The organism is Hyphomonas sp. CY54-11-8 (assembly GCF_000682735.1).
Lineage (GTDB): Bacteria > Pseudomonadota > Alphaproteobacteria > Caulobacterales > Hyphomonadaceae > Hyphomonas.
The window spans coordinates 78,494-91,849 of record NZ_AWFD01000002.1 but is presented as its reverse complement, the minus strand read 5'-3'; the positions used below and the strand labels follow the sequence as shown (position 1 = coordinate 91,849).

The following is a 13,356-nucleotide window of genomic DNA, read 5'->3' as shown; positions in this document are numbered from 1 at the left end:
GGATTCCCGATTCCGACAGGTCAACGCACCTCTCAGGGGAGTGCTTACGCCACCGAGACGGTTTTGCGGTTCATGAAGGCGCGAAGACCGTCAGCCGCCAGTTCCCGGCCATAGCCGGACTGTTTGATCCCGCCGAAGGGGAGACGCGGATCGGACGCCACCATGGAATTGACGAAAGTGGCGCCCGCTTCGAGCTCCCGCACCGCTTGGTCGATTTCCGATTCTTCTTTTGAAAACAGAACAGAACCGAGGCCGAACACGCTGCGGTTCGCACGGGTGATTGCATCGTCGAGGTTGGACACTTTCCAGAGATTGGCGACCGGGCCGAACATTTCCTCGTCTGTCGAAGGCGTTCCAGAATGCGCATCCGCCAGGATTTGCGGCGCGATCCAGGCACCATTTCCGGGCACTGTGCGCTCTTTTGTCAGGCGTTCAGCGCCGCCTTTCAGGGAGCGTTCGACCTGATCTGCGAGTTCGTCCCGGATCGCCAGAGTGGCAAGCGGACCGACATCAGTGTCCGCTTTCATCGGATCCCCGACTTTGAGGGCATCGAATGCAGTGGTGAACCGTTTGGCGAAATCATCATAGATGTCGGCATGCACAAAGAATCGTTTCCCCGCGATGCAGGACTGCCCCGAATTCTGGATGCGCGCCGTGACGGCCGTTTTGACCGCCTTGCCGAGGTCGGCGGAAGGCATGACGATGAAGGCGTCCGACCCGCCGAGTTCCAACAGGCTGGGTTTGATGCTGTCGCCTGCGATGGCGGCGACGCTCCGTCCGGCCGGGCCTGATCCGGTCAGGGTGACGGCTTTGACCCGGTTGTCGCGAATGACGCTTTCGACTTCAGAAGATCCGATCAACAATGTCTGAAAGCACCCCTCCGGAAAACCGGCCCGGTGGAAGACGTCTTCAATATTCAGGGCGGAGCGCCAGACGTTTGAGGCGTGCTTCAGGAGGCCGACATTGCCCGCCATAAGGGCTGGAGCAGCGAAGCGGAAGACCTGCCAGAACGGAAAATTCCACGGCATGACAGCGAGCACTGGCCCCATGGGCAGGTGACGGACAAAGGCGCGATGAGCCTCCGTGCTGATGGTTTCATCCTGCAAATAGGCCGCGCCGTGCTCGGCATAATGGCGGCAGGCGGCGGCGCACTTTTTCACTTCGGCTTCGGCCTGTGAGATCGGCTTGCCCATTTCCAGGGTAATGTCGCGAGCATATTCGGAGGCCTTGGCCTCCAGGACTTCGGCTGCGCGGTTCAGCAGTTCAGCGCGCTCTGCCAATGGCACTGTCCGCCAGTTGCGGAACCGGTTGGCTGCTTTATCCAGCGCGGTGTCGATACGTGCCGCATTCAACGGTGTGAAGCTTTCGATCACCTCACCATTTGCCGGGTTGATTGACTGTACTTGTCTTTCTGGCATGGCGGGCTCCTGACTTAACCTTGTCCCTTTATAAGCCTATACCCCGCCCATGAGTTCCACACCCCGACTGTTTATGATGCAGGATCTGGCCAAAGGCGTTGCCTTCCCACTGGACGATGCGCAATCCAATTACCTGCTCCGTGTCCTGCGACTGGGCACTGGCGCGCCCGTGCGCGTGTTCAATGGACGCGATGGCGAATGGGAATCCCGGATCGGAGACGTTAAGGGCAAGCGGGCCAGCATCGAGCCGATGACGCTAATCCGGCCACAACCGGCCTCCCCGGCAAGTGCACCCATTCTGCTATTTGCGCCGGTCAAGAAAGCCGAGACGGATTTCATCGTGGAGAAGGCGACCGAACTGGGTGCTGCGCGCATCATGCCGGTGCTGACCGAACGAACCCAGACCCGCACGGTTCGGTTGGACCGGTTCCAGAAGATTGTTCTTGAAGCGGCAGAGCAGACCGAACGGCTGGACCTGCCCGAGGTGGAAGACCTGCAGCCGCTCGCAAATGCGCTTGATGTTCTGGCGGAAGGTACGGTGGTGATCTTCTGCGATGAACGGGGCGACGATGCGGATGCACCTTGGGGTGGTGAGACGGGTCGTGCAGGTCCCATTATCGAAGTACTCGCCGGTCTTGGAGATGTGCCGGTCGCCATCCTGATCGGCCCGGAAGGCGGCTTCAGTCCGGAGGAACGCCGCTGGTTGCGTACGCGTGACAATACCGCGGCAGTGAGTCTTGGTCCGCGTATCCTGCGGGCGGAAACGGCCGCCGTGGCAGCCCTCTCGGTCTGGCAGGCCCTGAAAGGAGACTGGCGCTGAGCGCGGTTTAGCCAGTGGGGCGGATCAGTACCGTTTGGTAGCGCTGGTAGCCTCTCAGTTTTTCATCAGTCGACTGCCGGAAGGCGCGATACTCTCCTGTCGGCGAAGCGATAAGGCCTCGTTCTTCCAGAATCGTAGAAATGTTCTGTGCACGGCGCAGCGCCAGGGATTGATTGTCGAATCGGCGGACTTCTCCGGACGTGGAGGCATATCCAACGACTTCCACGCTCTTCACGATCCAGCGGTCCAGCACCCAGAGAATGTCATCGATCAGGCCTGCATTGGCGGGGGACACGACATCGCTGCCATTGTCGAACCCGATAAGCGGTAGTTCGCTGGTTGGAGGAATGACCTTGATTGACCAGTCCGGGAAGTTCCCGGAAAGCCCGGTTTCCAGCGTTCTGTAGGAAGTGACGGTTAGACCCGGTTGCGGCGCGGCGATCAGGGTCGCCTGGCGGGAGGCCGCGTCTATGTCGGCTGCGGTTACCTGGAACGGAATAGCTGCGCGCAGCTCAGCTTCCGACTGGCGTAGCTGCCCGTATTGTTCGAGACGCGACATTTCCGTCCGCAGAGGCGCTGCAAGGCTTGATTCAGCAAGACGCAGGAAGGCTTCTGCTTCTAGTTCCTTGTCCTCGTCCACGAGGACTTGACCCAAATTGACAATCACAGGCCGGCCGAGTTGGTCAGCAAGGTCTGCCGCGAGGGTTGTTTCTGCGTTCGGCACGATGGTTTTCGTCAGGACCGTCGCATCGATCTGGATCGATTCCTTGCGAGGGAATGCGACCGAAACGTCGGATATCCGCGCTTCCTCGTCGTCGAAAGGCAGCAGGATGCGGGACTTCACCGTACTGACGGCCTGCGTCTCATAGGCGATATCCCGAAGTGATAAGCCGAGCGGTATGGACAGGGCACCAAACACGAACACGATGGCGACGCTTTGCCAGAGCGTGCTGCGCCGTCCATGGCTGGCGCCGAAGCTGAAGATGCGGGATAGAACGGTCACTGACAGGGCGATGGCCAATAGGTTCGTCATGAAAAGGAAGAATGCACCGCCTGAAATGCCAGCTGAACCAACAGCCAAGCCGTAGCCAACGACGGCGAGCGGCGGCATGAGTGCCGTTGCGATCGCCACGCCGACGATGGTTTCACCCTTCCGGTTGATCGTGGCATAGCCGCCAGCAAGGCCGGAGAAGATGGCGACCAGCAGATCAAAGAGGTTCGGCCGTGTACGGGCGATGATTTCCGGTGTCACTTCACTCAGTGGAGACAGGCGAACGATCAGGAACGAGATCGAGATTGCGGCAATGACGCCCCAGGCCATGCTGACCATCGCCCGGCGCATGGCTGGAAAGTCAAACGTGCTGAGCGAGAAGCCCATCAACATGATCGGCCCCATCAGCGGCGAGATAAGCATGGCGCCGATGATGACCGCTGGAGACGACAGGAGTAGGCCGAGGGTCGCAATGGCGCAGGACATGACCACCATGAATACGAAGCGGCCGGACATCTGGCCTTCTTCGCGGGCATGCTGGATCACTTCCTCATGCGCCACAGAACGCGCAAGCTGGCGCAGGACGATCCGGCTCCAGCGGCGGACCCAGTTTAGGCGCTCTTCAATCGCATCCTTCGCGGATAGATCGTCTTTGTCATTCTTGTCGAAGGCCATGGGCCCGGGTTCCGATCTGCCAAATTCGAGGATTGCTGGACGCAGCAATCCGTTTGCCGCCACATTATGGCAGTTTATAAATATTCCAGATGCAGGATTTGTGCAGAAACTCTGCGGAAATCAGTAAAACCAGCGCTTCATCGGCTTAGGTGTGGCACCTTCCCAGCGGCGCTTCCAGTCTATCGCAAGTCCCACGCGGTGGTTGAGCTTGCCGTCCCAGACAGGCTTCAGCCCGACGGACTGAAGGATATCATGCAGACGCTGACCGATAGCGATGTTCTCTTCCGGAGAGGCCGTGGCGTCTGCCGCGCCATAGCTGATATAGAGGCTGCCGCTTTCGACAGCACTTTCCGTGTCTTGCTGATGGAAGAAGACATAGCCTGTCGGCTCGCGGCCGGACATGTCCCGGAAGTCGTCCATTTCGATACCGATTTCGGCGGCGCCGCACGTGCCGCAGCAGGTAAAATGCTGGCGGGCGACGATGTCTTCATCCTCCAGCATGTCAAAAGCGAGGGAGAGGCGGTCAAAATCAGTGAGAACCGGCCAGGATTCCTGATCCTCCATGAGCGCTGTCACCGCATGCACCAAGGCATTTCGAACCTCGATCTGGCGGTCGCGGTCAGAGAGGGGGCTCCGGAAATCCTGAACGTAATCCAGCAGGATTTCCTCGATTTCTTCCAGCGGTTCATAGCCGCCCCGAACGTGCAGATGCGCCCACATTTTCAGGTCGTCGCGTTCATCGGTGGTCATCTTGGTCATCTGCGGACTCTCATCTAAACGAATTCGTGAGAATAACGCGGTTGGCGTTCAAGAGAAACAACCTTATCTGCAAGCCTCATTCTGGTTCGCAACAGGGGGTTCGGGATGACCACGCCAACGTCGGACATCGACGAAACCTCTCCGCGCATCGCGGGAAAGCATGAGCTTGTCGAGTATCTGGAAGCCGGCTGCAAGCCGTCGGAAGACTGGCGCATCGGGACGGAACACGAGAAGTTCGGTTTCCTTCGTGAGAATCTTGCGCCGCTGCCCTATGAGGGCAAGGCTTCTGTGCTGGCCATGCTGGAAGGCCTGCGCGACCGGTTCGGCTGGGCCCCGATTGTCGAAAGCGGCAAGCTGATCGGCCTGCAGCGCGACGGCGCCAGCGTTTCGCTGGAGCCGGGCGGTCAGTTCGAGCTTTCCGGCGCTCCCCTTGAGACCATCCACCAGACCTGTACCGAAGTCGGGCGTCACCTCGAAGAAGTCCGCGAGATTGCCGATCCGCTCGGCATTTCGTTCCTCGGGCTTGGCGCAAGCCCGCTGTGGAGCCTCGCCGAGACGCCTGTGATGCCCAAGGGCCGTTACAAGATCATGATGGAATACATGGACAAGGTCGGGCGTCTTGGCCGCCAGATGATGTTCCGTACCTGCACGGTGCAGACCAATCTCGACTTCGGCTCCGAAGCTGACATGGTGAAGAAGTTCCGCGTGGCACTTGCGCTGCAGCCGCTCGGTACCGCGCTGTTCGCCAATTCACCCTTCATGGAAGGCCGCCCGAACGGCTTCCTGTCCTATCGATCGCAGATCTGGACCGATACCGACCCGGACCGCACCGGCATGCTGCCCTTTGTGTTCGAGGATGGAATGGGGTTCGAGCGCTATGTCGACTATGCACTCGACGTACCGATGTATTTCGTGCGCCGCGGCGGGAAATACCTGGACGCCAGCGGCCTCAGTTTCCGGGACTTCATGGACGGAAAGCTGGAAATCCTGCCCGGCGAGCTGCCTGCAATGGATGATTTCGCCGACCACCTCTCCACGATCTTCCCGGAAGTCCGCCTGAAGCGATTCCTTGAAATGCGTGGCTCCGACGCTGGGCCCTGGTCGCATTTGTGTGCGTTCTCAGCTTTCTGGGTTGGTTTGTTGTATTGCCCGGTCTGTCTCGATGGCGCCTGGGATCGCGTGAAGACCTGGACCGCAGCGGAGCGTGAAGCCATGCGCCAGTCCGTCCGGACGCTGGGCCTGAAGACGCCAATTCCAGGCGGTGCCACGATGCAGGACCTGGCGATGGAGATGCTGGACCTTGCCCGTATCGGTCTCAGTAACCGTAACAATCTCTCCGCGTCTGGCGAGAATGAAACCGGTTACCTTGCCGAACTCGACGAGATCGCCCGATCCGGCAAAACGCCGGCGGACCGGCTTCTGGAACGCTACTATGGCGCCTGGAACCGAGACGTGCGTCACGTTTTCACGGAAAAGGCTTACTAGGGCATAGCCTTCCCCCCATTCCTTCCGAAAAAGCAGAAACTGCCTTGAGCCTTGCCGCATAGCACGCTCAATATGCGCAATTCAGGGAAGCTGAGGGAGTGAAACAAGTGACCGACAACGCGATTGCTGCCGGCCAGGGGCAGGAGAAAACCTTTCTGGGCCATCCGACAGGGCTGTTTGTCCTGTTCTTTGCTGAGATGTGGGAGCGTTTTTCCTACTACGGCATGCGGGCTCTACTGGTTCTCTATCTGACCAAGCACTTCCTGTTTGATCGAGAGGCCGCCTATGGCCTGTACGGCGCCTATACGACGCTGGTCTATATCGGACCGGTGATCGGCGGCTTCCTGGCCGACAAATACCTTGGCGCCCGCAAGGCGGTCACGATCGGCGCCATTTTCCTGGTGCTCGGCCACCTTGGAATGGCGGTGGAAGGGGACCCGGTCCTGGATGGGCAGTCACCCGATCCGGGCGTTCTCAATATTTTCTATTTCAGCCTTGCGCTGATCATTGTTGGGGTCGGCTTCCTGAAAGCGAACATCTCGACCATCGTTGGCTCGCTCTACAAGAAGACGGACACGCGGCGCGATTCCGCTTTCACCATCTTCTATGTAGGTATCAATACCGGCGCCTTCCTGGGGGCTCTGATTGCAGGTTATCTGGGTGAGACCTTCGGCTGGGCATATGGCTTCGGCGCGGCCGGGATTGGCATGCTGCTCGGCCTGATCGTCTTTGTCTGGGGCAAGCCAGCCTTGCGCGGGGCGGGCGAACCGAGTGATCCGGCAAAACTCGCCGCACCGATGGTGGGACCGCTGAATCGCGAGCACATGATCTGGCTGGGCGCCATCGTAACGACGTTCATTGTCTGGTTCCTTGTGCGCAGCCAAGGCACGGTGAACACGCTGCTGCTGATCGCCATGACGATCACGTATCTCTACATTGTCTGGCGCGCGATCGCGAAATTGAACCCGCACCAGCGAAACCGGATCATCGTCGCGCTGATCCTGATCTCCACCAACGTCCTGTTCTGGGGCCTGTTCGAGCAGGCGGGGTCGTCACTGAACCTGTTCACGGACGAGCATGTCGACCGCAACCTGCTTGGCTGGGAAGTCCCGGCTTCCATGTTCCAGTCGATCAACGCCTTCTACATCATGACGTTGGGCCCGGTCTTTGCCGCGCTCTGGGTGTGGCTTGGCAAGAAAGGATGGGAGCCAAGTGCACCGATGAAGTTCGCCCTGGCTCTGATGCAGCTTGGCGCTGGCTTCCTCGTGCTGGCGTTCGGTTCCAGCGCCGGAGCCATGACGCCGGTGATCTTCATCTTCCTGATCTATCTGCTGCACACGACAGGCGAGCTTTGCATGAGCCCGGTTGGCCTGTCAGCCATGACCCGGCTGTCAGTTACTTCCATGGTCGGCCTGATGATGGGTGCCTGGTTCCTGGCGTCGGGCGCTGGTAACGCGGTGGCGGCCATCATCGCCCAGGCGACTGCCGCTGGCGGTGAAGGTGTCGGGAACGTGCTGTCGGTCTACATAAAGGTCGGCTGGTTCGCGATTGGAGTCGGAGTCCTGTTTGCGATTGCAGCGCCTTTCATGACCAAGATGATGCATCTTGATACGTTGTCGGACGATTCCGTGGCGGATGTCGGCACCGTGGATACGTTCGGGTCGAACACCGATCCGGGGGCGCCGGACAAGACGCTCAGCTAACGCCTGCTAAAAAAAGAAACCAGATATGAGAAGGGCGGCCTCTGACTGGGCCGCCCTTTTTCATGGGACTGTGCGTCTGAAATGCGGTCGAAGGGATGCGTCAATTGTAGGGGGGTATGAAGGGGTCAGTTGGCAGGCCGCGTTTCAGCCAGCCTTCGCCGCTTTCTTCATTTCCGACCATGCCTTCGCGGATGTCAAAGACGTGGGTGAAGCCAGCCTTCTCCAGAACGCTCGCTGCTTCACTTGAGCGCTTGCCGCTCCGACAGATCACGGCGATCGGATGATCCAGATCGCCCAGGACAGCGCCGCGTGCCTGGGCAATGAAGTCCCGGTCTTTCACATTGATGCCATGGCTGTCGCGGGGAAGGCCCGTCATCGCCCACTCCGTTGGGGTTCGTACATCAAGCACGACAATCTCGCCCCTCTGCACCATCTGCCAAGCCGAATCTGCTGGCAGGGCGCCAGGCTCAGCCAATGCAGGAGCTGCCATGAAAGTCGCCCCCAGAAGGGCACCCATCAGGAAACGCATCGTATTACCGTCCTCTACTGACCGGGCGCACGAACGAATCAGTTCGTATCCCTCCGCCCGATTGTGGCCAGAAAGTGACAAAACGGTTCCGGCGCTTCAAGTCCCAAGCCCCGGTTGTTACAGCAATTTTAGCCTGCGCCGCCTACAGTCAGGGCACCAATCTTGAGGGTCGGCTGTCCAACACCCACCGGAACAGACTGACCGGCCTTGCCGCACATGCCCACGCCGTCATCCATGGCGAAGTCGTTGCCGATCATCGTGACGTCCTGGAGGACGGTCGGACCGTGGCCGATCAGGGTGGCGTTTTTCACCGGTGCGATGACCTTTCCGTTCTCTACGAGATAGGCCTCCGTGCACTGGAAGACGAAATTGCCGGAGGTGATGTCGACCTGGCCACCGCCGAAATCGACCGCCCATAGACCGCGCTTGATCGATGAGACGATTTCTTCCGGATCCTTGTCACCACCCAGCATCACGGTGTTGGTCATCCGCGGCATCGTTTGCGCTTCATAGCTTTCGCGCCGACCATTGCCGGTCGGCTGCTGGCCCATGAGGCGGGCATTCAGACGGTCCTGCATATAGCCTTTCAGGATGCCGTCTTCGATCAGAACGGTCCGCTGTGTCGGCGTGCCTTCATCATCAAATGAGAGCGAACCACGGCGGGCTTCTATGGATCCGTCATCGATAACGGTGACACCCTTCGCGGCGACCTGCTCACCGATGCGCCCGGCATAGACGCTGGTGCCTTTGCGGTTGAAGTCGCCTTCCAAGCCGTGGCCAACTGCTTCGTGCAACAAGACGGCTGGCCAGCCCGGGCCGAGTACGACTTCCATTTCACCAGCTGGCGCAGCAATGGATTGAAGATTGACCGATGCCTTGCGAATGGCGCGGCGGACCATGTCCTGCCAGCGTTCCGGCCGGATCCAGTCGTCATACGCAGCGCGTCCACCTGCACCGGCGCCGGCTGATTCCCTTCGGCCATTTTCCTCCAGCGTGACGGATACGTTGAGGCGCACCAGAGGACGGATGTCCGAAAAGGCTGCGCCGTCCGGGCGCAGGATGTCGATTTCTGTATGACTGCCGGAAAGGGAGACCGAGACCTGCACGACTCGCGGGTCGCTTGCCCGGGCCCAGGCATCGATCTCTGCCAGGAGCCCGGTCTTCACGGAAAAATCGGGCGCGGCGGTAGGGTCGATTGGCTGATACAGGCGTCGATTGGTCGGTATCGGACTTGCCGCCAGCTTTCCAGAATAGCCGCGTTTGGCTTCCGATGCTGTCGAGGCCGCCCGACGGATTGCCCCCAGTGTGAGTTCGGATGCGTAACCTGACCCCTGCGCTTCACCGGCGACCACGCGCAGGCCGAAGCCCTGATCCGTGTCGAAAGCGGCCGACTTCAGCCGGCCATCGTCAAATACGAAGCTCTCGGAGCGGGAGCGTTCGACATAGAGGTCGCCGTCATCGCCGCCGCGTACGGCGTCAGCGAGAATTTCAGTGGCTTGGCGGAGATCGAAGGGCAGGGCGTTTTCTGTCATTCAGACTAGATGCGCGTCCGCAGCAGGGGCGGCAAGAGGCCTGCATGAGGATTCCGGGCTCAATTCGTGACGGTGAACCGGGTCAGCTGCCATTTCGCGCGCTCGAACTCCGGATTGAGTTCCAGGGTTTTCTGGAAATCTGCGTACGCCCCTGCCAGATCTCCGGTATTTTCCCGTGCGATCGCCCGGTTGTAGTGGGCGGCGTAGAGCTCCTGGCTGTCGAGTTCGATCGCCTTGTCCAGCGAGATCAGGGCTGAGTCGAAATCCTTGAGGAAAATGTAGGCGGCTCCCTCATTAAGCCAGATCGCGCCAAGTTCAGGCTTCATCTTCTTGGCAGTGGAGTAGTCGGACAGTGCACCATCATAGTCGCCAGCCCGCATGCGCAGCACGCCGCGATTTGTATAGGTTGCAGCCCGGTTCTCCATTTTCATCAGTTCGGCCTCAATGGCCTTGGTGCAGATTCGCTCGCCTTCCTGGTTAGACGTGCGTCCATAAAGGGCCGCTTCGTAGCAGTCACGGGCGATTCCACCACCAATCACCGATACTTGGGCGTATGCGGTTGGCGCGGTGAGCGCGATAAGGCTGGCGGCGAGCAGGGCAGTCCGGATCATGATAGCCTCCGAATGAACGAGTTTATGTAGGATCAGTTTAGCATCAAAGCGATGGAGCGACGACAGGCTGCGACAATATTGAGCGCGGAAAGAGGTAGGTTGCGGCTAATACGTATTGTAGATACAGGAGCAGAGATTCCAACGAGACGAGGATTCCTTCGTGCGACACCTTCTTGCCGCTCTTAGCGCAGCGTTGTTCGCCGCTCCGGCCTTTGCTGCCATTCCGCGCGATGGCGCGCTTGGTATGCAACCGGCCGCGACGCGTATTGCCGAGCGTATCCACCATTTCCACACTTTCCTGCTGTGGATCATTATTCCAATCACGATTTTCGTTCTGCTGCTGCTGCTTTATGTGATGCTGCGCCACAATTCGCGGTCGAACCCCACACCGCGCAAATTCAGCCACAATACGCTGATCGAGGTCATCTGGACGGTTGTTCCGGCGCTGATCCTCGTGGCCATTGCCAGCCAGTCCTTCCCGAACCTTTACTATCAGGATGTGCCGCCGAACCTGCAGCAGGTTCAGGACAAGGCCAACCAGCTCCTCGCTGATGGCAAGTCTGCGGAATACGAGCGCTTCACCAAGGAATATAATCCGGAAGCCGCTGCGAAAGGCTTCGTGAACGTCAAGGCGCAGGGCAACCAGTGGAACTGGACCTATACCTATCCTGACATCACCGACGACGCCGGCTACCCGCTGGAGTTCGTTTCGAACCCGCTTCAAGTCGGCCTGTCGACCGACTCTACTGAAGGTGTTCGTAACCTGTCCGTTGATTATCCGATGGTCGTGCCGGCTGGCCGCTATGTCCGCTATTACACGGCTGCCGCTGACGTGATTCACTCTTTCGCTGTCCCGGCTTTCGGCATCAAGACTGACGCCGTTCCTGGCCGCCTGAATGAAGGCTGGTTCCTCGTCGATGAGCCCGGCACTTACTACGGCCAGTGTTCCGAACTGTGCGGTGTGAACCATGCCTACATGCCGATTGAGGTCCGGGTTGTGCCGCAAGAACAATTCGATCGCTGGGCGGAGCTGATGCTCGCTGGCGACTATGATGCTGCGGCCGCTTCGGTGCAGAACATCGCTTCCATTGAACCGGCGACCAAGTTCGCTGCGGTCACTGAATAAACCGAGAGAGAAGAGTACGTCCCATGCCTATGGATGAAGTCGCCCTCGACCACGCCCACGACGATCACGACCACAAGCCTGGTTTCTTCACGCGTTGGCTGTTTTCCACCAACCACAAGGACATCGGTACGCTGTACCTGATCTTCGCGATGATCGCGGGGATCGTGGGCTACACGCTGTCCGGCCTGATCCGCTGGGAACTCGCTGAGCCCGGTATCGGCGTGCTGACGCGCTTTGTTGCCGGCGAAGGCGACGTGGCGATCCAGAACGCCAAGCACTTCTACAACATGGTCATCACCTATCACGGCCTGATCATGATCTTCTTCATGGTCATGCCGGCCCTGATCGGCGGCTTCGGCAACTGGTTCGTACCGCTGATGATCGGTGCGCCGGACATGGCGTTCCCGCGTATGAACAACATCTCGTTCTGGCTGACGGTCGCTGCCTTCATCCTGGCTTCCATTTCGATGATGATCCCTGGTGGCTCGGCTGGTAATGGTTTCGCTGGCGGCTGGGTGCTTTACCCGCCGCTGTCCTCGACGACTGGTCACCCCGGTCCGGCGATGGACGTGCTGATCCTGTCGCTGCACACAGCCGGTATCGCGTCGATCCTCGGTGCCATCAACTTCATCGTGACCATCCTGAACATGCGTGCCCCGGGCATGACCCTGCACAAGATGCCGTTGTTCGCCTGGGGTGTTCTTGTGACGGCTGTCCTGCTGCTTCTGTCCCTGCCGGTGCTTGCCGCTGCGCTGACCATGCTTCTGACGGACCGGAACTTCGGTTCTCAGTTCTTCAATCCGGCTGGTGGCGGTGACCCGATCATGTTCCAGCATCTGTTCTGGTTCTTCGGTCACCCGGAAGTCTACATCATGATCCTGCCGGCCTTCGGCATCATCAGCCACATCGTGTCGACCTTCTCCAAGAAGCCGATCTTCGGCTACCTCGGCATGGCTTACGCCATGGTGTCGATCGGTGTCATCGGCTTCGTCGTGTGGGCGCACCACATGTACACGGTCGGTATGGACGTTGACCTGAAAGCCTACTTCGTCGCTGCGACGATGGTCATTGCCGTCCCGACAGGCATCAAGATCTTCTCCTGGATCGCCACGATGTGGGGCGGCTCCATCGAGTTCAAAGTCCCGATGCTCTGGGCTATCGGCTTCATCTTCCTATTCACCGTTGGCGGTGTGACGGGGGTCGTCCTGGCCAACGCAGGCATCGACCACTCGCTGCACGACACCTACTACGTTGTGGCCCACTTCCACTACGTGCTGTCGCTGGGCGCCGTGTTCGGCCTGTTCGCTGGCTGGTATTACTGGTTCGAGAAGATGTTCGGCATCAAGTACAACGGCATGATTGGCGGCCTGCATTTCTGGCTGATGTTCATCGGTTCGAACGTCCTGTTCTTCCCGCAGCACTTCCTGGGCCTGCAGGGCATGCCGCGCCGCTACATCGACTATGCTGATGGCTTCGCCACCTGGCACCAAATCTCGTCGATCGGTTACGCCATCACCATGGTTGCAACGCTGATCTTCTTCATCGGCCTCGCCGAAGCGCTGATCCGTCGTCGCAAGGGTGTCGCCAATCCGTGGGGCGAAGGTGCCACGACGCTGGAATGGACGCTGCCTTCGCCGCCGCCGTTCCACCAGTACAATGAACTGCCGCACGTGACGGCCAAGGGCGGTCACTAGGCCTACATTGCCT

At 59.5% G+C, this 13,356-nt stretch carries 11 protein-coding genes; 5 read left to right on the top strand and 6 right to left on the bottom strand.

The window, feature by feature from the left end; translation table 11 throughout:
* Positions 1-44 precede the first annotated feature (44 nt).
* The gene (locus tag HY17_RS03930) at positions 45-1,418 is read right to left on the bottom strand and encodes an NAD-dependent succinate-semialdehyde dehydrogenase (protein ID WP_034762906.1); all 1,374 of its coding nucleotides are present in this window, start codon (positions 1,416-1,418) and stop codon (positions 45-47) included.
* 49 nt (positions 1,419-1,467) lie between these two features.
* Here HY17_RS03930 and HY17_RS03925 point away from each other — a divergent pair, with 49 nt between their 5' ends.
* The gene (locus HY17_RS03925; RefSeq protein WP_034762904.1) at positions 1,468-2,238 is read left to right on the top strand and encodes a 16S rRNA (uracil(1498)-N(3))-methyltransferase; all 771 of its coding nucleotides are present in this window, start codon (positions 1,468-1,470) and stop codon (positions 2,236-2,238) included.
* A gap of 7 nt (positions 2,239-2,245) precedes the next feature.
* On the opposite strand, the gene HY17_RS03920 is transcribed toward HY17_RS03925, so the two are convergent.
* Positions 2,246-3,904 (bottom strand): DUF389 domain-containing protein, encoded by a 1,659-nt coding sequence (locus HY17_RS03920; RefSeq protein WP_051599647.1) that lies wholly within the window; start codon positions 3,902-3,904, stop codon positions 2,246-2,248.
* Between the two features lie 120 nt (positions 3,905-4,024).
* The gene (locus tag HY17_RS03915) at positions 4,025-4,663 is read right to left on the bottom strand and encodes a hypothetical protein (protein WP_051599646.1); all 639 of its coding nucleotides are present in this window, start codon (positions 4,661-4,663) and stop codon (positions 4,025-4,027) included.
* A 105-nt stretch (positions 4,664-4,768) separates the two neighbouring features.
* On the opposite strand from HY17_RS03915, the gene HY17_RS03910 reads away from it, so the two are divergent.
* On the top strand, positions 4,769-6,148 hold the full coding sequence (locus HY17_RS03910; RefSeq protein WP_051599644.1) for a glutamate--cysteine ligase: 1,380 nt from the start codon (positions 4,769-4,771) through the stop codon (positions 6,146-6,148).
* 107 nt (positions 6,149-6,255) lie between these two features.
* A complete protein-coding gene (locus HY17_RS03905) occupies positions 6,256-7,851 on the top strand; it encodes a peptide MFS transporter (RefSeq protein ID WP_233351543.1) in 1,596 nt (531 codons plus the stop codon).
* Between the two features lie 100 nt (positions 7,852-7,951).
* On the opposite strand, the gene HY17_RS03900 is transcribed toward HY17_RS03905, so the two are convergent.
* The 3 genes from HY17_RS03900 to HY17_RS03890 form a co-directional block, all read right to left on the bottom strand.
* On the bottom strand, positions 7,952-8,380 hold the full coding sequence (locus HY17_RS03900; RefSeq protein WP_051599642.1) for a rhodanese-like domain-containing protein: 429 nt from the start codon (positions 8,378-8,380) through the stop codon (positions 7,952-7,954).
* A gap of 128 nt (positions 8,381-8,508) precedes the next feature.
* The gene (gene tldD, locus HY17_RS03895; protein WP_034762903.1) at positions 8,509-9,912 is read right to left on the bottom strand and encodes a metalloprotease TldD; all 1,404 of its coding nucleotides are present in this window, start codon (positions 9,910-9,912) and stop codon (positions 8,509-8,511) included.
* A gap of 59 nt (positions 9,913-9,971) precedes the next feature.
* Positions 9,972-10,523: a tetratricopeptide repeat protein gene (locus tag HY17_RS03890; protein ID WP_034762900.1), complete on the bottom strand. Its 552-nt coding sequence runs from the start codon at positions 10,521-10,523 to the stop codon at positions 9,972-9,974.
* A gap of 160 nt (positions 10,524-10,683) precedes the next feature.
* Between HY17_RS03890 and coxB the strand changes: the two genes are divergently transcribed.
* Together coxB and ctaD are read left to right on the top strand one after the other, a co-directional pair.
* Positions 10,684-11,649 (top strand): cytochrome c oxidase subunit II, encoded by a 966-nt coding sequence (coxB, locus tag HY17_RS03885; RefSeq protein WP_034762899.1) that lies wholly within the window; start codon positions 10,684-10,686, stop codon positions 11,647-11,649.
* Positions 11,650-11,672: 23 nt separating this feature from the next.
* A complete protein-coding gene (gene ctaD / locus HY17_RS03880) occupies positions 11,673-13,343 on the top strand; it encodes a cytochrome c oxidase subunit I (protein ID WP_034762898.1) in 1,671 nt (556 codons plus the stop codon).
* The last annotated feature ends 13 nt before the right edge of the window (positions 13,344-13,356 follow it).

What these genes read in the sequence shown, in the direction of transcription:
- HY17_RS03930 (WP_034762906.1), bottom strand. Translation starts at nt 1,418, where the DNA reads ATGCCAGAAAGACAAGTACAGTCAATCAACCCGGCAAATGGTGAGGTG.
- HY17_RS03925 (WP_034762904.1), top strand. Translation starts at nt 1,468, where the DNA reads ATGAGTTCCACACCCCGACTGTTTATGATGCAGGATCTGGCCAAAGGC.
- HY17_RS03920 (WP_051599647.1), bottom strand. Translation starts at nt 3,904, where the DNA reads ATGGCCTTCGACAAGAATGACAAAGACGATCTATCCGCGAAGGATGCG.
- HY17_RS03915 (WP_051599646.1), bottom strand. Translation starts at nt 4,663, where the DNA reads ATGACCAAGATGACCACCGATGAACGCGACGACCTGAAAATGTGGGCG.
- HY17_RS03910 (WP_051599644.1), top strand. Translation starts at nt 4,769, where the DNA reads ATGACCACGCCAACGTCGGACATCGACGAAACCTCTCCGCGCATCGCG.
- HY17_RS03900 (WP_051599642.1), bottom strand. Translation starts at nt 8,380, where the DNA reads ATGCGTTTCCTGATGGGTGCCCTTCTGGGGGCGACTTTCATGGCAGCT.
- tldD (WP_034762903.1), bottom strand. Translation starts at nt 9,912, where the DNA reads ATGACAGAAAACGCCCTGCCCTTCGATCTCCGCCAAGCCACTGAAATT.
- HY17_RS03890 (WP_034762900.1), bottom strand. Translation starts at nt 10,523, where the DNA reads ATGATCCGGACTGCCCTGCTCGCCGCCAGCCTTATCGCGCTCACCGCG.
- ctaD (WP_034762898.1), top strand. Translation starts at nt 11,673, where the DNA reads ATGCCTATGGATGAAGTCGCCCTCGACCACGCCCACGACGATCACGAC.